Source organism: Acinetobacter sp. ANC_7635 (genome assembly GCF_056779945.1).
The window spans coordinates 284,291-304,711 of sequence record NZ_JBWYIS010000001.1; the positions used below are offsets into that span (position 1 = coordinate 284,291).

The 20,421-nt window shown below is 37.3% G+C and carries 21 protein-coding genes and 3 tRNA genes; 16 read left to right on the forward strand and 8 right to left on the reverse strand.

Annotation, left to right across the window (positions count from 1 at the left end; all coding sequences use genetic code 11):
- Window positions 1–47: 47 nt before the first annotated feature.
- The 9 genes from AC1M89_RS01355 to AC1M89_RS01395 all read left to right on the forward strand — a co-directional run bounded on the left by AC1M89_RS01355 (window position 48) and on the right by AC1M89_RS01395 (window position 9,344).
- A complete protein-coding gene (locus tag AC1M89_RS01355) occupies window positions 48–1,052 on the forward strand; it encodes a quinone-dependent dihydroorotate dehydrogenase (RefSeq protein WP_481596875.1) in 1,005 nt (334 codons plus the stop codon).
- A 3-nt stretch (window positions 1,053–1,055) separates the two neighbouring features.
- Entirely contained in the window at window positions 1,056–1,640 is a 585-nt protein-coding gene (locus AC1M89_RS01360; RefSeq protein ID WP_179998321.1) for a CvpA family protein, read from the forward strand.
- Between the two features lie 24 nt (window positions 1,641–1,664).
- Window positions 1,665–3,203, forward strand: coding sequence for an amidophosphoribosyltransferase (gene purF, locus AC1M89_RS01365; RefSeq protein WP_481613743.1), 1,539 nt, complete (start codon window positions 1,665–1,667; stop codon window positions 3,201–3,203).
- An 84-nt stretch (window positions 3,204–3,287) separates the two neighbouring features.
- Entirely contained in the window at window positions 3,288–5,177 is a 1,890-nt protein-coding gene (locus AC1M89_RS01370) for a M48 family metalloprotease (RefSeq protein WP_481613744.1), read from the forward strand.
- Between the two features lie 106 nt (window positions 5,178–5,283).
- Window positions 5,284–6,012, forward strand: coding sequence for a hypothetical protein (locus AC1M89_RS01375; RefSeq protein WP_481613745.1), 729 nt, complete (start codon window positions 5,284–5,286; stop codon window positions 6,010–6,012).
- A gap of 29 nt (window positions 6,013–6,041) precedes the next feature.
- A complete protein-coding gene (locus AC1M89_RS01380) occupies window positions 6,042–7,001 on the forward strand; it encodes a 2-hydroxyacid dehydrogenase (RefSeq protein WP_481613746.1) in 960 nt (319 codons plus the stop codon).
- Window positions 7,002–7,097: 96 nt separating this feature from the next.
- A complete protein-coding gene (locus tag AC1M89_RS01385; RefSeq protein WP_481608367.1) occupies window positions 7,098–8,537 on the forward strand; it encodes a M48 family metalloprotease in 1,440 nt (479 codons plus the stop codon).
- Between the two features lie 9 nt (window positions 8,538–8,546).
- Complete coding sequence (locus AC1M89_RS01390) at window positions 8,547–8,918, forward strand: GFA family protein (protein ID WP_481613747.1); 372 nt, start codon at window positions 8,547–8,549, stop codon at window positions 8,916–8,918.
- 63 nt (window positions 8,919–8,981) lie between these two features.
- Window positions 8,982–9,344, forward strand: coding sequence for a hypothetical protein (locus AC1M89_RS01395; protein ID WP_481613748.1), 363 nt, complete (start codon window positions 8,982–8,984; stop codon window positions 9,342–9,344).
- Between the two features lie 113 nt (window positions 9,345–9,457).
- Here AC1M89_RS01395 and AC1M89_RS01400 read toward each other — a convergent pair whose 3' ends face one another.
- Both AC1M89_RS01400 and rpsU read right to left on the reverse strand, forming a co-directional pair.
- Window positions 9,458–9,904 carry a GatB/YqeY domain-containing protein gene (locus AC1M89_RS01400; RefSeq protein WP_481595494.1) on the reverse strand — a complete coding sequence of 149 codons (447 nt, stop codon included), beginning with the start codon at window positions 9,902–9,904 and terminating at the stop codon, window positions 9,458–9,460.
- Between the two features lie 33 nt (window positions 9,905–9,937).
- On the reverse strand, window positions 9,938–10,153 hold the full coding sequence (rpsU, locus tag AC1M89_RS01405) for a 30S ribosomal protein S21 (RefSeq protein ID WP_001136722.1): 216 nt from the start codon (window positions 10,151–10,153) through the stop codon (window positions 9,938–9,940).
- 144 nt (window positions 10,154–10,297) lie between these two features.
- Here rpsU and tsaD point away from each other — a divergent pair, with 144 nt between their 5' ends.
- Window positions 10,298–11,314 (forward strand): tRNA (adenosine(37)-N6)-threonylcarbamoyltransferase complex transferase subunit TsaD, encoded by a 1,017-nt coding sequence (tsaD, locus tag AC1M89_RS01410; protein ID WP_481595493.1) that lies wholly within the window; start codon window positions 10,298–10,300, stop codon window positions 11,312–11,314.
- A gap of 47 nt (window positions 11,315–11,361) precedes the next feature.
- On the opposite strand, the gene AC1M89_RS01415 is transcribed toward tsaD, so the two are convergent.
- The 3 genes from AC1M89_RS01415 to AC1M89_RS01425 all read right to left on the reverse strand — a co-directional run bounded on the left by AC1M89_RS01415 (window position 11,362) and on the right by AC1M89_RS01425 (window position 13,695).
- On the reverse strand, window positions 11,362–12,309 hold the full coding sequence (locus AC1M89_RS01415; RefSeq protein WP_481596882.1) for an aldo/keto reductase: 948 nt from the start codon (window positions 12,307–12,309) through the stop codon (window positions 11,362–11,364).
- Window positions 12,310–12,460: 151 nt separating this feature from the next.
- The gene (locus tag AC1M89_RS01420) at window positions 12,461–12,988 is read right to left on the reverse strand and encodes an Ail/Lom family outer membrane beta-barrel protein (RefSeq protein WP_481613749.1); all 528 of its coding nucleotides are present in this window, start codon (window positions 12,986–12,988) and stop codon (window positions 12,461–12,463) included.
- A gap of 152 nt (window positions 12,989–13,140) precedes the next feature.
- Window positions 13,141–13,695 (reverse strand): DUF4385 domain-containing protein, encoded by a 555-nt coding sequence (locus tag AC1M89_RS01425; RefSeq protein WP_481613750.1) that lies wholly within the window; start codon window positions 13,693–13,695, stop codon window positions 13,141–13,143.
- A gap of 328 nt (window positions 13,696–14,023) precedes the next feature.
- Here AC1M89_RS01425 and AC1M89_RS01430 point away from each other — a divergent pair, with 328 nt between their 5' ends.
- On the forward strand, window positions 14,024–14,902 hold the full coding sequence (locus AC1M89_RS01430; protein ID WP_481613751.1) for a LysO family transporter: 879 nt from the start codon (window positions 14,024–14,026) through the stop codon (window positions 14,900–14,902).
- On the opposite strand, the gene AC1M89_RS01435 is transcribed toward AC1M89_RS01430, so the two are convergent.
- Window positions 14,831–15,595 carry a hypothetical protein gene (locus AC1M89_RS01435; RefSeq protein WP_481613752.1) on the reverse strand — a complete coding sequence of 255 codons (765 nt, stop codon included), beginning with the start codon at window positions 15,593–15,595 and terminating at the stop codon, window positions 14,831–14,833. The genes AC1M89_RS01430 and AC1M89_RS01435 overlap by 72 nt on opposite strands.
- A gap of 389 nt (window positions 15,596–15,984) precedes the next feature.
- Window positions 15,985–16,857: an ATP-binding protein gene (locus tag AC1M89_RS01440; protein WP_481591202.1), complete on the reverse strand. Its 873-nt coding sequence runs from the start codon at window positions 16,855–16,857 to the stop codon at window positions 15,985–15,987.
- Window positions 16,858–17,062: 205 nt separating this feature from the next.
- On the opposite strand from AC1M89_RS01440, the gene AC1M89_RS01445 reads away from it, so the two are divergent.
- The 5 genes from AC1M89_RS01445 to AC1M89_RS01465 all read left to right on the forward strand — a co-directional run bounded on the left by AC1M89_RS01445 (window position 17,063) and on the right by AC1M89_RS01465 (window position 19,828).
- Window positions 17,063–18,607, forward strand: coding sequence for a DUF3336 domain-containing protein (locus AC1M89_RS01445; protein ID WP_481596886.1), 1,545 nt, complete (start codon window positions 17,063–17,065; stop codon window positions 18,605–18,607).
- Window positions 18,552–19,400 carry a protein kinase domain-containing protein gene (locus tag AC1M89_RS01450; RefSeq protein ID WP_481613753.1) on the forward strand — a complete coding sequence of 283 codons (849 nt, stop codon included), beginning with the start codon at window positions 18,552–18,554 and terminating at the stop codon, window positions 19,398–19,400. Before AC1M89_RS01445 ends, AC1M89_RS01450 begins: the two co-directional genes overlap by 56 nt.
- A gap of 108 nt (window positions 19,401–19,508) precedes the next feature.
- Window positions 19,509–19,593 (forward strand) — tRNA-Leu (locus tag AC1M89_RS01455).
- Between the two features lie 38 nt (window positions 19,594–19,631).
- A tRNA-Trp gene (locus AC1M89_RS01460) sits at window positions 19,632–19,705 on the forward strand.
- A gap of 38 nt (window positions 19,706–19,743) precedes the next feature.
- Window positions 19,744–19,828 (forward strand) — tRNA-Leu (locus tag AC1M89_RS01465).
- A 155-nt stretch (window positions 19,829–19,983) separates the two neighbouring features.
- Here the strand turns inward: AC1M89_RS01465 and AC1M89_RS01470 are convergent.
- Window positions 19,984–20,187, reverse strand: coding sequence for a hypothetical protein (locus AC1M89_RS01470; RefSeq protein WP_035267651.1), 204 nt, complete (start codon window positions 20,185–20,187; stop codon window positions 19,984–19,986).
- Window positions 20,188–20,421 lie beyond the last annotated feature (234 nt).

Consider the following 20,421-nt stretch of genomic DNA (forward strand, 5'->3'; position numbering starts at 1 on the left):
TACTCAGCCTATAATGTGGCAACTTAAAAAACCGCAGTTTTTGAGATATGTTATATTCGCTTGCTCGTCCATTTCTATTTTCATTGGCGCCTGAGCGTGCACATGATTTGACATTATCAATGCTTAAATCGACATATAAGTTTGGCATAATGCGTCAAAAAATAGACCCAAAGCCAGTGACTTGTATGGGTATTCAATTTCCAAACCCAGTTGGTTTGGCTGCAGGTTTAGATAAAAATGGTGCATATATTGATGCACTTGCGAGTTTAGGTTTTGGTTTTATCGAAATTGGAACCATTACCCCTCGACCTCAGTCTGGTAATCCTCAACCGCGTTTATTCCGCCTTCCAGAGGCTCAAGCGATTATTAATCGTATGGGTTTTAATAATGATGGTGTAGATCAGCTGATTGAGAATGTTAAAGCAGCAAATTATAAAGGTGTATTAGGCATCAATATCGGTAAGAACGCCGATACAGCAGTTGAAGATGCTGTAACTGATTATCTAATTTGTTTAGAAAAAGTTTATAATTATGCATCTTATATTACTGTTAATATTTCATCTCCGAATACCAAGAACTTACGTAGTTTACAAAGTGGACATGCATTAACAGAACTTCTTGAAACTTTAAAAAATCGTCAACTTGAACTTGCTGAACAATATCAACACTATGTTCCACTGGTATTAAAGGTTGCCCCAGATTTAACTGAGTCAGATATTGAATTTATTGCATCTCAATTAATTCAATTTAAAATTGATGGTCTGATTGTGACCAATACGACTTTGTCACGTGAGGGTGTAGAAAATTTAGTGCATGGTGATGAAGCAGGTGGTTTATCTGGTGCGCCTGTATTTGAAAAAAGTACACAATGTCTATCTGCATTTTCAAAATTACTTCAAGGTCAAATCCCATTGATTGGTGTTGGTGGTATTCTTAGTGGTGACCAAGCTGCGACTAAACAGCAATCGGGTGCGCAATTGGTTCAAATTTATAGTGGTCTAATTTATACAGGGCCAAAACTGATTAAAGATTGCGTACAAGCTATGACCTAATCTATGAATACCATCGATATCTTTATACTGATTATTCTGCTCATTGGAGGGCTTAACGGTTTGCGTCAAGGATTCGTTAAAGCCTTTGCGAACTTGGTAGGATGGATTTTTGCACTCATTATGGGTGCAAAATTTGCGGGTCAAATTGCGCCTTCAATGTCCGCACTCAGTCAAGATCCTGTGGTTCAAAAAATAGCGGCATTTGCTTTTATTGTTCTGATTATTGTTGTTTTGACTTGGATCGTCACTGCAATATTAAATCGGTTGCTGAAAAGCTTAAAGCTTGGTCCATTAAATCGATTGGCAGGTGGTGCATTTGGCACCTTGAAAGGTCTCTTAATCGTCCTCATTACTATGCAAGGGATTGGTTCATTTGTAGAGAGCTCTCCACATTGGAAACAATCTAAGTTTATTCAAACTTTATTGCCTTACGCGCCTTTAGCGACTGAGTACACCAAAGAGACAGCGTCAAAAGCTTTAAGTCATATGAAATCAGAAGAGTCGAATCAATCATCAGATTCTTCTCGTCAATCATCTTCTGAACAAGATGATTCGTCATCTCATTCAACGAATAATCCTTTTTATTAATCCTAGCTTGTCTGCGAGGTTGCTATGTGTGGAGTTGTTGGTATAGCTGGTAAATCACCTGTTAACCAAATGTTGTTTGATGCATTAACGATGTTACAACATCGTGGACAAGATGCTGCAGGGATTGTGACATGCCATAATGGTCGTCTCTTTTTGAGAAAAGACAATGGCATGGTGCGTGATGTATTTCATACACGTCATATGCGTGCATTGTTAGGTAATTACGGAATTGGTCATGTCCGATATCCAACAGCTGGCTCATCGAGTAGCGCTGAAGCACAACCATTTTACGTAAACTCTCCTTATGGTATTACTTTAGCGCACAATGGTAATTTAACCAATGCTGACGAGATTCATGATGATCTGTTTAAAACAGATTTACGTCACATGAATACTGATTCAGATTCAGAAGTGTTATTAAACGTTTTTGCACATGAATTACAAAAACGCGGCAAACTTACACCGACTGCGGATGATATTTTCCATGTAGTCACTCGTGTGCATGAGCGTTGTAAAGGTGGTTATGCTGTTGTTGCGATGATCACAGGTCATGGTTTAGTTGGCTTCCGTGATCCAAATGGTATTCGACCTTTAATTTTGGGATCGCGTGATACCGATGATGGTGTTGAATATATTCTTGCTTCCGAATCAGTTGCTTTAACAGCGCTTGGTTTTAAAGTTGAACGTGATGTGATGCCAGGTGAAGCAATTTTTATTGATGATGCCGGTAATCTATTCACGAAGCAATGTGCGGCTAACCCACACCATTGCCCATGTATTTTTGAGTATGTTTATTTTGCTCGTCCAGATGCCATCATTGATGGAATTTCGGTATACAAAGCACGTTTGAAAATGGGTGAGAAGTTGGCGCAGAAAATCCTGCGTGAATGGAGTGAGGACCATGACATTGATGTTGTCATTCCTATTCCAGATACTTCGCGTACATCCGCGTTAGAACTTGCCAATACACTCGGTGTGAAATTCCGTGAAGGTTTCATGAAAAACCGTTATATCGGTCGTACCTTCATTATGCCGGGTCAGCAGTTGCGTAAAAAGTCTGTACGTCAAAAGCTCAATCCAGTTGAATTAGAGTTTAAAGATAAGAACGTATTGCTTGTAGATGACTCAATTGTGCGTGGCACAACGTGTAATGAGATTATTCAAATGGCGCGTGACGCCGGTGCTAAAAAAGTTTTCTTTGCATCTGCTGCACCAATGGTGAAATACCCGAATGTCTACGGTATTGATATGCCAGTTAAAAACGAATTAATTGCTTCAAATCGTGATGTTGAAGAAATTCGTGAAATGATTGGTGCTGATCGTTTGATTTTCCAAGATTTGGAAGATTTAAAGCAAGCTGTTCGTACGAAAAAAGTACCTGAGTTAACTGACTTCGACTGCTCAGTATTTGACGGTATTTACGTTGCGGGTAACATTGATGAGTCATATCTCGATGGTTTAGAGCGCAAGCGTAATGACTCTGCCAAGAAAACCAAAGATGGTTATATCGATCTAAATATTGATGCAGCCTCAGTTGATCTGAGTGGTATTAAAGAAAATTAATTTATAGTTTTCTATTTGAAAAAGCGGGTATTTCCCGCTTTTTTAATTTATGATCACAACACAATGTAATGAGGAAATTTTACATTGAAAGATGTGAGTGGTTACTTAATTAAAAACAAAAATATGCTGTGGTCATTAAGCGTATGTTTAATTGTTATTGTGCTCGCAATTATCATTTTAAACACGACGCTCGGATTGTTGGTTCACTATATTGATCCTTCTGAGTCCATTTGGTGGCATTTTCTCAGTCCATATATGATGCTGCTATTGATTAGCATTATTGGTGGTTCTGTCGTTTATGAGTTTTATGTCTTCCGCTCTGGTGGTCATACGCTCGCAAAACAATTGAAAGCACGACAACTCACTTTTATTGAAAGTACTCCAGAAGAAAGTACAGCGCTTAGGCTTGCTGAAAAATTAGCACATCGTTTCTCAATTGATACACCTACACTCTATGTCTTACCCGATGAAATAGGGGTTAATGCACTGACTGCGGGTTTTCATCCCAAAGATACTGTGATTATTCTGACTTGGGGGGCGCTACAAAATCTCGATGAGTTAGAGCTTTATGGATTGTTGGGTCATGAATTCCATAAAATTTTATCGGGTGAAACTCGAGAAAATACTCGTCTTAAAATTTTATACAGTGGGTTAATTACCTTTAGTCAATGGGGCAGTAAAATCGCGAAGCAGGGATTTCGACGTAATCGGGATCAATTGAGAGATAGTTTGGAAACAACTTTTGTGGCGATCGGTGGAGTCATATGGTTAATTGGTAGTTTAGGCGTCTTTATTACGCGTCTGATGAAATATATTACTTTGGGTAGTCGAACATTGTATAACGATGCAATGACAAGACAATTATTGAGTAGTAATGCAAATATTCAAACCTTATTAAGAATCTATGTTCATCACGCAGGATCACAGATTCATAGTGAATATTCTGAAGCTATTTCTCATATGTGCTTTGCTAACTCACTTAGTCCTCAAAGTTGGTTGAATATCCAACCTTGTATTCAAGATCGTATATATGAATTAAATCCGAATTTACTTGAAGATATTCAATTAGAAAATTTACAAAAATTACGAAATCAACCACTATTTAGTTTAATGCGTTCTTTAGAGGAGTCTATTGCTGAAGAATATAATCCATGGATGTCACCACAGCCACTTCCATTATTAAGATTATCACCGATCAGCTTTGCAATTAAGGATGCCATCAAACCCTTAAATAGTGAAGTTAGACAGCAGATGAAACGTCCAGAACTCATTCAAAGGGCTTTGCAAACTTCGACTGGTGCGCGTGAAGTGATGGTTGCGATTTTAATGATTCGGCAGTACCGTGAATTTATTCCTTCTGATGCGCCTGTGAGTCGTGCAATTGTCGACTCACTGTTAAATATAGATGGTCGAGTGCATATTCAAATTTTTCATGAGGCATGTAAGCAGTTGGGAAATATGCCTGCTACAAGTGCGCGTCAGTTTATTACTAAATTGGCTAAAATTATTCAAGAAGATGGTGAAATTGGGCTTTTGGATGCTTTACTGATTGAAAAGGTGAAGTCTCAACTGGATTTATTGCCAATACATCGTCCAACCTCAATTGAGGATGCTAAGCCGCAAATTGTTAGGCTAATAGATGCGTTATTACATGTTCAGCAGTTAAATACTGCTAATCAGCTTGAAGTTAGAACCCAAATCTTAGAACGAATTTTAACTCGTGATGAAATTGAGTTTTATGAAGAAATTTCAGACGAACCTATCGACTTAGGTGAAATTCTTAATGATATTGCTGGATTGTTGCTGAGAGATCGGTTGAGTATTTTGGGTGTTGCTGAATTATGTTTATGGAATGATCGAATCATTACACAAGATGAGTTAGATGTACTTGAATTATTATATTGGCGACTTGGATTTGAAAGTGATGAAATAGTGGATCAAATGCATAAGAAAAATAGCGTCATTATTGTTTAGCTATCAATGTATTCTGAATTTAAAAGGTGCAAGGATATTAATGCGTCAGAAATGAAATTAAGTTATGATTGTTAGCGGATTAAAAGTTCAGTAAAAGATTAAAAAAGTGGGTAGAATACCCAGCCCTCATGCCAGTCCATCTGTAATGAATGTGAATATGTTAGAGCATCAAAGAAGCCTCTTAGCTGTGATGGGAATCGATATATGGATTCCACAAAATACGGCACAAACACGTCATTACAAACCTTCCTTATATCGCGATCAAGTTGAAGAAAATCATCCAACAGATGTATCTTTTCCTGAATTTGCGCAAGCTCAATTAGAACAGTTCATCACAAAACCAGCTTCACAAGCTGAACAGCTAAATAAAGATGATTCTTCGCTTCAGTTAAAAAGTAATCCAGACGGTGTGCAGCTTCCTCGAGAGTTTGTGGAAAATGACAAACAGTCTCAAGATGAAGTTGTTGAGCGTCAACCGCTTGTAATCGATGCTTTTGAAATTCAAGCGATGATCACTAAAACACATACTATTCTGCTAGATGCTACAGCGCTCACCACAGAACAAGAAAAATTATGGGTGAATATCCAGCGTAGTGTGAGTTCACAGTTTTACGATTTAAAATGGCCATTTAATTTCGCACAATTCCAAGATGGAAGAGGTGCTCAAGTATTTATACAGGGTTTTATCGATGCATTATCTGTTGATAAAAAAATATTGAGCTTAGGGTATTTGCCGCATATATCGACGACGCAGTATATGCAGATTGCAAGCTTAAAAGACATGATTGAGCAGCCATTGTTAAAGCGTCGCTTGTGGAACTTAATTAAAAATTAAATCGATACTGGATCTAAAGAGGGAGTTTTATGAATAAAAAGGTTGTGGTATTTAGTCAGATAGATCCGAAAATATTAAATCAATTAGAATCGAAATATCAGGTCGTTCAAATTAATCCAAAACAGGGTGACATTAATGAGCAACTTTTAAGAGAAGTTGCGGATGCAGATGGGATGATAGGCGCTGGGCGTCGTTTAAATCAAGACAACTTACAGACCGCAAAAAAACTTAAAATTATTTCTTCGGTCAGTGTGGGCTATGATAATTACGACGTTGAATATTTAAAACAACAGGGTATTTGGTTGACCAATACGCCTCATGTGTTGACAGAGACGACTGCTGATTTGGCTTTTACCTTATTGATGAGTGCGGCTCGTAAAGTGACACATTTAGATTCTTGGACAAAGCATGGACATTGGACGCGTACCGCTGGTGTTGCACAATTTGGTCAAGATTTTTATGGGAAAACGCTCGGTATCATTGGCTTAGGTCATATCGGTGCTGCGATAGCTCGACGTGGTTTTTATGGATTTAATATGAATATTCAATACCATAATCGAAAACCATGTATAGAGCGAGCTGAGCCTTTAAAGGCGAAATATTGTGATCTTGATACTTTACTTTCAACGTCTGATTTTATCGTCATTGCAGTCGATTTAAATGAGCAATCGAAAGCGCTGATCGGTCAAGCTCAATTTGAGAAAATGCAAAAACATGCTGTGTTTGTGAATATTGCCAGAGGATCAGTTGTGGATGAGTCGGCCTTGATTGAGGCGCTTGAAAATCACAAAATTTTTGCTGCTGGTTTAGATGTTTATCAGAAAGAGCCGCTCCAAGAATCACCATTGTTTCAATTGGAAAATGTAGTGACATTGCCGCACGTAGGTTCGGCGACAGCAGAAACCAGAATGAAAATGGCAAATCTTGCTTATGATAATCTGGTAAAAGCCTTAGATGGGGATGAGCCTCAATATATTGTGAATAAGTAAAGTCTGTTGAGCATGATAATAAACGTAACAGTTCATCATTAATCTTCACATTATTCAATGTTATAGTCGATGAAGTACACGTTTAGGAATACAGGTTTGAAGAAGATCATTTTGGCTTTATTGATAGCGAGTTCGAGTTTTTCAGCGGCGGCTGATGAACTCTACAATGCCAATAAAATTCAATTTGAAGTGCCTGATATTAATAGTGGTGTTGGATTTATCGATCAACAAAAAGAAAAAATGATCGGTGAAAAAGTCTATCGTCAAGTACAGCAACAACTTCCAGTGTTAAACAATGTTTGGTTGGAAGATCAATTTATGGCTGTATTCCGAAAAATTATTGCGCAAACACAGTTGGGTCAACCAATTGCTTTGGTGATTGTAAACGATCCGCAAATTAATGCCTTTGCTGTACCTGGCGGTTTATTTGCATTGAATAGCGGATTAATTACGTCGGCAAAGAACATGGATGAAGTTGCGGGTGTAGTTGCTCATGAGGTGGCACACGTCTCGCAAAGACACTACAGTCGTTCTCAAGAGGCTTTTAAAGGGCAGGGATTGCTTGCACTCGCTGGTATCATTGTGGGTGCTGCAATTGCATCACAAGCTGATGGTAATGCAGGTGCTGCCCTGATGATGGGAACTCAAGCTGCATTGGTGGATCGACAGTTAAGTTATAGTCGTAATCAAGAGCGTGAAGCAGACCGTATTGGAATGCAATTGATGTATCGTGCTGGATATAACCCGTACAGTATGTCTGAGTTTTTTGAAACCATGAATCGTGCGACTCCAAAAATTAGTTATCTTCCTGATTTTTGGTTAACACATCCTTTGACTACTCAGCGTATGAGTGAGGCTCGATTACGTGCAGATCAACTTCCTAAAGTTCCATATAGCAACACACTCTCTGAGTTTGATCAGATCAAGTGGTATACCGCAGTTGTGACCAATCAAACCAACGAGGAACAGTTAAAGGGAGTGGTGAGAGCAAATGCATTGGCTGGAAGAATTGCACTGTCTGCTTTTTATTTAAAGCGTGGTGATTTTGATCTAGCACAAAAAGAAATTGAGCTTGCTAAGAAAGTCCAGCCAAATCATCAGCTTATCGCGCTTATTCAAGCAGATATCTACTTGGCGACCAATCAATTTGATTCTGCGCAGGAAACGATATTGGTGCGTCAACGAATAACGCCTGAAAATCGCGCTCTAAGCTATAAATTAGCTGAAATTTATATTCGACAGGGAAATTTTGTTGCTGCTGAAAGGTTGGCGAATAAATTTATCCAAATCAATAATCGTGATGCGCAAGCATGGTTCATCCGACAACAAGCGGCAAATTTAGATATTAAAAATCCTTTACGTACTGTAAATGTTTTGCGATATCGGGCTGAAGTTGAATATTGGAAGGGGGCGGAAGAGAATGCGATACGCTCACTCATTCATGCTCAGCGTTTAGCTAAGGAAAATAACTCTATGAGTGCAATCATCAATCAAAGACTGCGGATGATGCAGGATGAACGTCAACAAAAATTATAAGAGGTTTAAATGATAAAAGGTCAATGCTTATGTGGGAAGATACAATATATTTATCATGGCGTTCTTGAGAAAAGTATTTTGTGCTATTGCAAGCACTGTCAGTTGGCTCAAGGCGGTTTTGCTGCATGGAATAGCCCGATCCCGCTTGAAAACTTCGAGTTAATTTCTGGTGAAGATGTGCTTAAGTCTTATTTTCATACCGAGTTAAAGGCAAGAGTATTTTGTGGTGAATGTGGAAGTCCTTTATATTCACATCGACTTGATTTACCAGGAGTTATACGTTTAAGGCTCGGTTCTGTGGTTGAAGGGAAAATACCGCCACCTTATGAAGATTTTTTCCAGGAATATAAACCTAACTTTATTGAAATTATTCACTCTTAATGGTTAGATTGTTTGAGAATGATGAATGAATAAATATTTTAAATTATGTGATTGAATCTAATAATGAAATTGCCACTATTTTTTATGATGTTGTTTGGGGTAGGTGTGTTCACTCATGCGGAAACACTTCCTGTTAAATTTACACAAGAAATTGAAGTTGTATCACAAAAATATAATGCCGATATGAGGCATTTTCTAAAAATGCTAGCACCAAATACAACACATTTTAGCGATGATCAGACTCAAAGATATTGTGTCATTGTTGGAACTTATGTCGATGGCTTTTATCAGGTGGTGGATAAATATCGAAAGGATTTACCATTTTCCTACTCTAGAATGAGTAAGCAGGATGTTGTTGTGAAAGTGAAGCAATCGAAAGAAATGCAGATTTTACAAAGATATAATATTCAATGTGAGCTTAAATAATCAGAAAGTGAAAAACTAAAAAGTATTGTTGTAATAATATCGGGGATACGTGATTTAGACTGGACTATTTAATGACATTATTAAATAGACCAAATCAAACATAATACGAAAACTTAAGAAAGTTGAGCTTTAATTTTACTCGAAACTTGTGCAGGATCGGCACGTCCGGCTATGATCGGACGTAGAGAATTCATCACCTTACCCATATCTTTCATGCTAGTAGCTTGTTGCGCAGCAATCGTTTGCGCAATAATTGAATCAAGTTCTTCCTCAGTCATAGCTGCTGGTAGAAATTGAGATAAAACCTCAACCTCGGCTTGTTCCTTACTAGCTAAGTCTTGTCGATTAGCGCTTTCAAAAGCTTTAATCGATTCTTTACGTTGCTTGATTTGTTTTTCAATGACCGCGAGAACTCGATTATCATCTAGCTCTACGCGTTCATCGACTTCGATTTGCTTAATTGCTGCTTGGAGACTACGAATCACCGTTAACTTATCCATTTCTTTAGCACGCATTGTTGCTTTCAAAACGTCAGTAATTTGGTTTTTTAAAGTAGTCATTTATATATCCGAGCAGTCAATCACAAATTAATCTTAGTAAAGGCGAGTAGTACGTACTGATTCACGCGCCAATTTCTTTTGGTAGCGTTTAACAGCAGCAGCTTTTTTGCGCTTACGTTCTTGAGTTGGTTTCTCGTAGAATTCACGTTTACGAACGTCAGCTAAAACACCCGCTTTTTCGCATGAACGTTTGAAACGACGGATAGCTACGTCTACTGGTTCGCCTTCTTTCAATTTAACTTGTGGCATGAAGAATCCTCTAGTTTATGGATAAGACTAAGCGCCGAATTGCGCTGAGTCACAAGTGAAGGTCAGTATTTTACTCATTTACATCTCATATCACAAGTCTATAATAGCTTTAGCAATATTTTGAAATGGGTTAAAGGCAATTTAATGATCGTTTTAGGCTTAGAAACGTCGTGTGATGAAACTGGTCTCGCACTCTATGACAGCGAAGTCGGCTTAAGAGGACAGGTGTTATATAGTCAGATTAAATTGCATGCTGAATATGGTGGAGTGGTACCTGAATTGGCATCACGCGATCATGTTCGTAAATTAATTCCTTTAATCAATCAATTGCTTGAAGAAAGTCAAATCAAAAAATCTGAGATTGATGCGGTGGCTTATACACGTGGTCCAGGCCTAATGGGTGCACTCATGACTGGAGCATTATTTGGTCGTACGCTTGCATTTGCGTTAAATAAACCAGCGATTGGTGTGCATCATATGGAAGGGCATATGTTGGCGCCTCTTTTATCAGCCACTCCACCGGAATTTCCGTTTGTCGCCTTGTTAGTCTCGGGTGGGCATACACAATTAATGGCGGCATATGATATTGGACATTATGAAATCTTAGGTGAATCGATCGATGATGCAGCGGGTGAAGCATTCGATAAAGTTGCTAAGATGATGGGGCTGCCTTATCCAGGTGGTCCAAATATCTCTAAACTTGCTGAGCAAGGTGATGCCACTGCTTTTGAATTTCCACGCCCTATGTTGCATCAAGGTTTGGAATTTTCATTTAGTGGCTTAAAAACAGCGGTTTCTGTCCAAATGAAAAAATTAGGTGATGAAAACCGAGACGCTGATATTGCTGCGAGTTTTCAAGAGGCTATTGTTGATACATTGGTCAAAAAATCAGTTAAAGCATTAAAGCAAAGTGGTCTTAAGCGTTTGGTTATTGCTGGTGGTGTGAGTGCCAATAAGCGTCTTCGTGAACGTCTTGAAGCAGATTTAGCTAAAATAAAAGCTCAAGTATATTATGCTGAACCGGCTTTATGTACGGATAATGGCGCCATGATTGCTTTTGCTGGATATCAACGCTTAAAAGCAGGACAGCATGATGGCTTAGCCGTGACAACGACGCCACGTTGGCCGATGACGGAACTCAAAAAACCGACTGAAGCATAGATGTTTGGTCACGAGAAAAAAGAGGCTTATAGCCTCTTTTTTTATATTTACATTATTGAAAGAATTTGCATGTCTTCTGGTGAGAGTTGAAGATTCACTGCATTTGAAAATTGGGTAATTTGTTCAAGGTTTGTTGCACTGGCGATTGGTGCTGAAATATGCTTTTGCGCAAGTAACCAAGCCAAAGCTACCTCAGCAGGTGCCGCATTGTGGCGCGATGCCACTTCTCTGAGCTTATCTAAAAGGTTTAAGCCTCGCTCATCAAAATATTTTACAAGCGTATCTGCACGTTGACGCCCTTGAATATTGTCTAATGACGAATATTTCCCAGATAGAAATCCACTAGCCAGACTATAAAAACTTACGACACCAATTTGATGGCGTTCACAAATGGGTTGCAGTGTTTGTTCGAATACATCGCGATCGTAAAGATTATATTCAGGTTGAAGAACCTGATAATGTTGCACACCAATCTTTTGTGCAGCTTGAATAGAAGCGTCTAATTGATCAGCTGAAAAATTAGAAGTGCCATAGGCACGAATTTTTCCTTGATCTTTGAGCTTTGAAAATGCTGATAATGTTTCCTCATGAGGTGTGTTTTCATCAGGCCAGTGTGCAAAATAAAGATCAAGATAATCTGTTTTTAAACGACTAAGTGAGTCTTCAACTGCTTGCATAATCCATCGTTCAGATAAACCTTGATGGCCGGGAATCCCCATATCTAAACCGACTTTAGTAAATAGCACGATGTCTTCACGTTTACTTGGATTTTGTTTTAACCAATTACCAATGATTGTTTCTGACTCGCCACCATGATTGCCTGGTGCCCAAATGGAATAGAAGTCTGCTGTATCAATGGTGTTAAATCCACGCTCATACAGTGCATCTAAAATTTTGAAACTTTGTTTTTCATCAACCGTCCAACCGAATACATTTCCTCCGAATACGATGGGTGCGATGAATAAATCAGTTTGTCCAAGTTTTCTTTTTTGCATGAAACATCCTAAGTAGAATAATAAGACTTACTCTAGCTATATAGGATTTGTCTATTTATCGCTATCCAAATAATGTATAAACATTATCCAATGATTTTGACAAAAAAGAGGCAAAAAGCCTCTTATTAATTCTCTATGTATTCAAGCAGAATCAGAAACGGTAACCTGCGCTGATGTTGAACCCATCAAATTTAGCCCCATCAACTTTAGTACCTTCATAACCGATATTGATCGCATATTGCGGAGCAGGATTAATATTAATACCAACACCATACGCAAACGCTGTTTCACTTAGATCCATGTTTTCGTATATGTTCAAGGCGCGATATGAACTTTCAACTTTTGAATGCGCGAACCCGACAACACCATAAACACTGAAATTCTCATTAAGACGATATGCAGGGCCTGCTAGCAAAGAAAAATGCTTTACATCTGTATCTTGGCGTTCACCTGGTTCAATCCAAGTTTCATCACCAGTTTGATACGACATTGTTGCCATAACGCTTAAAGGAGTCTCTAGTTCATAGCGATATTGAGCGTGAACACCACGAATATCAAACGCATTTTCAATTTCAGACTGAGCATAACCCAATGAAACGGTGTGTTGTTGGGCAAAAGTTGTCGTTGTTAAAGTGGTCATTGAGAGGATTAAACCCAATTTAAAAAATTTAGTTATCATGGCGCATGCTCATTATTTGTGATTTATTTATCATTAAATGCTAAAAATGGCGATCATTTTTTGGCAAACTTTATTGTACTGTCTATTTTATTATTGTAAATAAAAACTAAACAAATAATATTATTTGTATTATAAATGGTGTGAGAATGTATTTATTGACTCGCAATTGAGTTTTTAAATCGTTCTTTTAATGCAATATAGTGGGAATGCTGTTTAGCTTCATCCCATTTCACTTTAAAAATTCGTGCTGCTGCAGCCTTAATAGGGTCTTCTTGTTGGCGTGGTAGTTCTTCACGCCCGTGAGCACCACTTAAACCTTTTTTGTCATTAGGTACAGGACCTTTATATTTTTTTCCACCTTTATGGTTTGCATAGCGTCTCGCTCGGGTATAACCCATTTGTAAAAATTTACGAGCCATATCTGCACCAACAAAATCATCGACTGCTAAATATTCAAGAAAGAGTTGATAAATCTTATTAGAACTTTCTCTAGCTTTATCTTCATCTGCAAATTTCCAAAAGGGCAGAATTTCAGATTTGTAAGGTTCGACGAGTAATACACCCTGTTCACCACGACCAATTCGATAGAGTTCCGGTCTCTCTCTGAAATTAATTTTTTTAAAGTCCAAAGAGTAGTCAAAACTTTGAGAATAAACACGAGTGCTTCTATGTGGGATGGTATCAAGGTCTTTATGATTGTAAGCCATCACGTTCTCTTTAGTACTTTTAAAAATATATTAGGTGATTTGAAATGAAAAACGATTATAGAATTGTGAGTGAAATTTTAAAAATCTGATTAGTTGTTTTAAAGAGATGCGCTAGCACGCTGAAAGATTGAAATTGAACTTTATTAGAATTCAACGCCACGAAGTCAACTATGGTCGATAGTTGGGCGAAATTAAGTTTTAAAATTAAAACCTAGCAGCCAAAAGTGATGAGACATGACGATGCTCTATAAGAAACATATTGTCATATTAATTTTATATCTATGGATTAATCTAAGCGATACGTATAAAAATAATTTTGGAAGTCTGATTGGATCTTATCATCATCATTTTTGGCTATCTATATGGTCGTAAATTTCATCCCAACAAGTACATTGAACAAATATTTTTTTTAGCCCTGATTTTATTTATATTTTTTTGCACTGTTTACGCAGCGCCAAACCTACTCGCATTAGAAAATCCTAAAGCTGTTTTGAGCAAGTTAGTTATTCTCGCACTCGGGGTATGCGCATTTACTTACTGGTTTAGTTCACTATTTTATAAGAAGAAACAGCAGGAAAACAGCAAACGTAAAACAATCCAAATTAAGGATATCATTAAAATATTGACAGTATATCTTTTGCTTATTTTGGTGTTTGTGGGAGGGATCTTCACTTATCGAATGGATTTAATAGATGAGCAAATAGCTTTAAGTATTCAAAACGTTCTGATCTACATTATTCTATTTTTGATCGGAGTCTTTATATCAGCATTTAACATCAAAACATTGCAATGGCATGATTTTAAACTCCCAATCATAATGGTATTGGCAAATACAATATTTGCCTGCTTTATGCTGATAATTTGGAAGGAAAGTGCTGTATTGCTTTCTGGATTCGGTTGGGCAAGTCTGTCTGCTGCTATGATTTCACAAAAACTAAATCCCTTATTGGCAGTTCAAGCTTTAATTGTGGATATGATTCGAGGGATGTTTTCCATCATTTTTCTACAGCTTTTTGGAAGACATCAACCACAAGCAGCCATTAGCACCACAGGTGTACTGTCCTGTGATGCATTCTTACCGATTATTAAGCAACATTGTGGTGAGCAATATGTGCTAGATGCGTTTAAAGCGGGACTATTGTTGTCGCTGTTTTGTCCATTGAATATATTTATTGCGATTCATTTTACCCAAAGTGTGACAAGTTAAACGGTAAAACACCTCAAAGACAGTGATTTTGGCAATCACTAACATACCATCACCATTGATATATCCGGCATTGTGATTCAAAAAAAATGCAGCATCCTCATTCATATTATCGTGTTCGTGCTTACAACCGCGTGTTCCTCCAAGACCATCGTTATAAATAAAAACATGGCCAGATTTTGAAAGTTGATAATTGAATTGCTGAGAGAATAGGGTGCAAAGGTCTTGCATTTCTGTATTGTTATCGAGGTTTAGGCGAGTAGGCCATGTATTTTTTTTGAAAGCATAACGTGTAATTGCACGATAACTTGAGGGATGTAAACACACAGCAAAAAAATATGATGGAGCTGGGTGGCGGATCATTTGAGAAATGATGAAGTAAATATATTGGAATTTTAATAGATTTGATTTTCGATAGGCGCTAAGAAGACCTGCTTGACCACGAAAAACATTCATTGTCTTGTCATTCTTTTTGACTTCATAACGTTGCATACATAAAAATCCAACAGGTTTTTTTTCATCAAAATAGATCAAAACCCGTTTGCTTGCAGCATCATCGGGGGCATAGGCTTGAGCAATGTCATTCAAATCACAACCCTCTGGTGTCATGAAGATCGCTTGATGAAGCGTTTTTAATATATTTTGAACTTCTGGGAATTGTGTATGTTGGTTACTATATTTTTTAATTTGAAGCATGGATGCAGCCTTTTTCTATAATTATTTGCGTCCCTCATACTATTTTTGAATTGTTAAGTTTGGGTTACATTAATTTTTTTGAAAAGCAAAAAATGGTTGTTATGTTATATTGTTTTAAATTTAAATTATTTTTTTAATTCTTATTTAGTTAATAAATTTTATTTAAATTAATAACCTAAAGTAATATTTGAGCTTTTTTTTATTTAAAATTTTTTGATATCGATAGAGAGCAATGAGTTAAATTATTAATTTTATCTTTATAATTATTCATGAATAATTTATCAACTTTTATCGTAATAAAAGCTAATAACTTAGATTAAAGAGTGAAAGTCGAGAAACTAAGACGTTATTCCATCTTAGTTTCTTATTGCAGAAGCTGATGTAAATGCTTAATCACGCTTTAATTGAGTAGAGCCGATCCAATGTTTTGAAAATTGGAATGCAGAACGACCTGAGCGTTGACCTCTGGCTTGGCACCAACGTAGCGCTTCAGCACGTACTTCAGGTGTCATTTCAATACCAGATTTTTTTAAATAGTGCTCTACAATCTCTAAATAAAGATTTTGATCCATCGGGTAGAATGAAAGCCAAAGACCAAAACGATCAGACAATGAGATTTTTTCTTCGATCGCTTCTTGCGGATGTAATTCAGTATATTGAGGCACGTCCACTTTTGTGATCGGGGTGTTTTCATGCATAAATTCCGGGAGTAGGTGGCGGCGGTTACTGGTCGCATAAATAATAAAGTTGCCAGAACCTGACTCTAGTGAACCATCTAACACACTTTTTAAACTACGATAATTTTCGTCTTCAGCATTAAAGGCTAAGTCATCGCAATACACGATAAATTTTTCAGGACGACCTTCAATAATTTTTTGTATTTCTGGTAGGTCTGACAGATTATCACGCTCAATTTCAATGATGCGTAAACCACGGTCAGCATATTTTGACAGTAAAGATCTTACAATAGATGATTTTCCGGTTCCACGAGATCCAGTCAATAAAATATCGTTTGCAGGTAAACCTTGTAAAAATTGTTCAGTGTTTTGCAGTATTTTTTCTTTTTGTTTTTCGATACCTTTTAAATCATCAAGATGAATTATTTTAGGTTTTTGAATGGGGATCAGCCGTTTATTTTGCCATTTGTATCCTAGTGCTGAGAAATCAATTTCCTGACTCGGTTCAGATAATGTGTGATTAAGTTGGTCAATAAGTTGAGAAATTTTTGTTAACAGTTGATCTGGTAGTTCTAGAGTCGCCATAGTTGTTTGTGAAATACAATTCAATAAAATCAAGTTTAATCTACATGATGACGATAGCGATGTGAACTGATCTAAGGGATAAATCTATGATGACTGGTCGATACAAGAAATAAATTTTATTAAGTTGATTATTTTGTGCTTTTTTTGCATAGTTTAAAAACTGAATAAAACTAATTGAACTAATAAAAATCAAAGGACTAGCTCAATGATTTTAGGCAATCGTAGTCAAATTAATCCGCATCAAGCGTATCGAATTAAAAAAATGCAACATGAGCTTGAACGTGCGGAGAGCTATGAAGAGTGGAAAGACATTGCCTTAAAGCTGGATGAGGAAACGGGCGCTCAGGAATGGAAGTTTAATAATACTTCACCGTATTTTGATGCTGAAATTATATCGCATCGTTTAAATCTCTTACGCCGTTACAAGCTGAATCATCGTGTAATTGATCTTATCTATATTTTGCGAGAAGGCCTGAGTCATGATGTCGCTAATATTGGTCATCCTATGCTGTTCACACAAACATATATTGGCACTAAAAAACTTATTGAGGACTATATTGAAGAGGTTTCACAGAGTTTAATTTATATCGCTTCAGATGAATGTTCGGGTTTGACGCATCAAGAAAAATTTGATTTTTTTAAAAATTGTCAACTGACCTATGGTCAACCAGCAATGATGTTTTCTGGTGGGGCCTCATTAGGTTTGTTTCATACAGGCGTGTGTAAGGCGCTGATGGAACAAGATTTGATGCCGAAAGTTTTATCAGGTTCGAGTGCTGGTGCGTTGATGACGGCGATGTTAGGCGTTTCTGATCAAAAAGATATTGATCAGCTGCTGACAGGAGAGAGCTTTTATAGTGAAGCATTCCATTTTAGAAGTTTCAAAGAGTTGCTTAGAGGAAATGGTGGTATTGCTGATGTGCGATATCTTAAGAAATTTTTAGTGGAAAATTTAGGGGACTTAACGTTTCAAGAAGCGTATGAAAAGTCTGGACTTGATATCAATATCAGTGTTGCACCTTATGATGTCGCTCAGGAAGATGCTCGTATCATGAATAAATATACTGCGCCAGATTTACTGGTGTGGAGTGCAGTTTTGGCATCATGTGCCGTTCCCATCTTATTTCCTCCAGTTCGACTGACCAGTAAGCGTTATGATGGAGTGCATACACCATACTTGGCAAGTATTCGTTGGGTGGATGGCAGTGTGAGAAGTGATTTTCCACAAGAGAAAATGGCTCGTCTTTACAATATTAATTACACCATTGCCAGTCAGGTGAATCCACATATTGTGCCATTCATGCAAAGTGATGCGGAACGTTTTAGAACAGATTTGCTCAGCTGGCCGCAACGTTTAGTGCGTAAACATGGTAAAACGATTGCGATGGATGTCATGAATTTCACTCGTGACCGAATGGGCAGTGTGCCGACGATTAGACGACTATTGGATCACGGTTATGGTATTGTTGATCAGCGTTATTATGGGGATTTAAATATTGTAGGTAATTATAGTCTGCGACATTATCATTATATGTTACAAAATCCGCGACCTCATTTGTTTAAAGTCCTTCAAAGAGAAGGGGAACGGGCAACTTGGTCAAAACTGTCCAGTATTGAAACACATGCGCGTATAGGAAAAACCATTGAACATTGTTTGGATATGCTGACGCAACTGAAACAGCAAAATGAATCTCTTGAAAAACAATCTACAGTGGCAAACCATTCAGCCTCTGCTCAGGCAACCAGTTAATTCTCAACAAAGTCAGCAGTATGGTCGTCTAATTTATTGTATCGAAATAGATGACCAAACTTATTGGGTTAAGCGACAACAGCAGGGTATCAGTTCACAGCATGAGCAGTGGTTCGACAATGAGATAAAACACTACCAATCACTCAGTACTCGCTCTTCAAAGATCTTAGTGCCGTTTGAGATCGTGTATGACGAAAACAGTAGATTCAATACCCGTATATCAAAACATGATTCTTCATCATTGATTCTGATAGAAAATGCGGCGCCGTTATTTGAAGTAGAAAATTCTGTCTATATTCAAATGCAGACCTTCCCACACAATGAGTTTTCAAATGTGGTCAATTTATTATTACATAGTCTAGATGCATTACTATCGATTCATGAGCAAGGATTGGTCCATGCAGATCTCAAAAGAGAACATTTTAGAATATTGAATGGTCAACCCAAATTAATTGATTTTGAACAGATGTTTCACTTGGAGTGCCATCCTAAAGTTTCTACACATGGAACACCAAGGTATATGGCGCCTGAGTTGTTTCATGGTGAGTCAAAATCACAAGCATCAGATATATATGCACTCGGTATTATTTGGTTAGAATGGTTAAATCAGTACTCAATCCGTAAAAAAAGCTATATAGATTGGGCAAAATGGCATTGTCAGCAATTAAAAGTTGAAATTATTAGGCCTTTTTCTGACTTAACACCAGTACTCCAGCAGATGTTGATGAAAAATAAATCACAAAGATTGAACAATATTTATCAATTAAAACAGTTATTAAGCGAACTTGTTTAAAGAAAAACCAGTAAAATGGATAATTGTTTTATATTTAGTCAAACAATAAGGTTTTTCAAAAAAAGGGCTTGTCATGAGATAATGATCTCTATAATATACACAGCCATCGGGGACGTGGCGAAATTGGTAGACGCACTGGATTTAGGTTCCAGCGCCGCAAGGTGTGAGAGTTCGAGTCTCTCCGTCCCCACCAAGTAATTTACTAGGTGGAACGACCGAAGTAGGTGAAATAGAGGATTGGTGTAATGGTAGCATGACGGTCTCCAAAACCGTTCGTCAAGGTTCGAATCCTTGATCCTCTGCCAAGTTTTATGAAGCTCAGTAATATGATTGAGTATTCAAAGGGGACGTGGCGAAATTGGTAGACGCACTGGATTTAGGTTCCAGCGCCGCAAGGTGTGAGAGTTCGAGTCTCTCCGTCCCCACCATATTAAGGCAAGGTTTGATACCTTGCTTTTTTATTGCCTATATTTTTATATAAAAACAGACTGAAATATATAAATATAAAAAAATCGCCTACAAAGAGGCGATGTTAATATTTAGATGATCTATTTAGTATTCATTCCGTTGAATTAAGGTGAGATTAAGCTTTTAAGTGATCCTCGAATTCTTCACCTAATTGCATTGCCAGAGTATTTCCAGATAAGTCACATGTCACTAAACCATATTCTTTTTTAAAGCTGAAAGTGAAGCCTTGGTTATCCTTTAAATTTCGAACGGAATAACCTAATTTTTCTAACCAAATTCTGAATGCGATTAAATTTTTTGCTTTGACCACTTTCTTCATGAGACAACTCCTTTGACTAATGAAATATTAATAAGGTTAATGATGGTCTTTTTAAAGGGCTTGACCATAAATTAATGTAAATTTATTGTATTTTAATAAAAATGTATATATTTCATGCGATTGAAAGAAAAAATTTGATCAATTTTTTATGAAGTGTTGAAGTAAAGAATAGAAAATTTTATCTGAAAGGGATAAAAAACTGAGCGAATGTCGCTCAGTAATAAACATCTGTAA

What these genes read in the sequence shown, in the direction of transcription:
- AC1M89_RS01390 (WP_481613747.1), top strand. Translation starts at nt 8,547, where the DNA reads ATGATAAAAGGTCAATGCTTATGTGGGAAGATACAATATATTTATCAT.
- AC1M89_RS01355 (WP_481596875.1), top strand. Translation starts at nt 48, where the DNA reads ATGTTATATTCGCTTGCTCGTCCATTTCTATTTTCATTGGCGCCTGAG.
- purF (WP_481613743.1), top strand. Translation starts at nt 1,665, where the DNA reads ATGTGTGGAGTTGTTGGTATAGCTGGTAAATCACCTGTTAACCAAATG.
- AC1M89_RS01380 (WP_481613746.1), top strand. Translation starts at nt 6,042, where the DNA reads ATGAATAAAAAGGTTGTGGTATTTAGTCAGATAGATCCGAAAATATTA.
- AC1M89_RS01440 (WP_481591202.1), bottom strand. Translation starts at nt 16,857, where the DNA reads ATGGCGACTCTAGAACTACCAGATCAACTGTTAACAAAAATTTCTCAA.
- AC1M89_RS01415 (WP_481596882.1), bottom strand. Translation starts at nt 12,309, where the DNA reads ATGCAAAAAAGAAAACTTGGACAAACTGATTTATTCATCGCACCCATC.
- AC1M89_RS01470 (WP_035267651.1), bottom strand. Translation starts at nt 20,187, where the DNA reads ATGAAGAAAGTGGTCAAAGCAAAAAATTTAATCGCATTCAGAATTTGG.
- tsaD (WP_481595493.1), top strand. Translation starts at nt 10,298, where the DNA reads ATGATCGTTTTAGGCTTAGAAACGTCGTGTGATGAAACTGGTCTCGCA.
- AC1M89_RS01360 (WP_179998321.1), top strand. Translation starts at nt 1,056, where the DNA reads ATGAATACCATCGATATCTTTATACTGATTATTCTGCTCATTGGAGGG.
- rpsU (WP_001136722.1), bottom strand. Translation starts at nt 10,153, where the DNA reads ATGCCACAAGTTAAATTGAAAGAAGGCGAACCAGTAGACGTAGCTATC.
- AC1M89_RS01435 (WP_481613752.1), bottom strand. Translation starts at nt 15,595, where the DNA reads ATGCTTCAAATTAAAAAATATAGTAACCAACATACACAATTCCCAGAA.
- AC1M89_RS01400 (WP_481595494.1), bottom strand. Translation starts at nt 9,904, where the DNA reads ATGACTACTTTAAAAAACCAAATTACTGACGTTTTGAAAGCAACAATG.
- AC1M89_RS01420 (WP_481613749.1), bottom strand. Translation starts at nt 12,988, where the DNA reads ATGATAACTAAATTTTTTAAATTGGGTTTAATCCTCTCAATGACCACT.
- AC1M89_RS01395 (WP_481613748.1), top strand. Translation starts at nt 8,982, where the DNA reads ATGAAATTGCCACTATTTTTTATGATGTTGTTTGGGGTAGGTGTGTTC.
- AC1M89_RS01445 (WP_481596886.1), top strand. Translation starts at nt 17,063, where the DNA reads ATGATTTTAGGCAATCGTAGTCAAATTAATCCGCATCAAGCGTATCGA.
- AC1M89_RS01425 (WP_481613750.1), bottom strand. Translation starts at nt 13,695, where the DNA reads ATGGCTTACAATCATAAAGACCTTGATACCATCCCACATAGAAGCACT.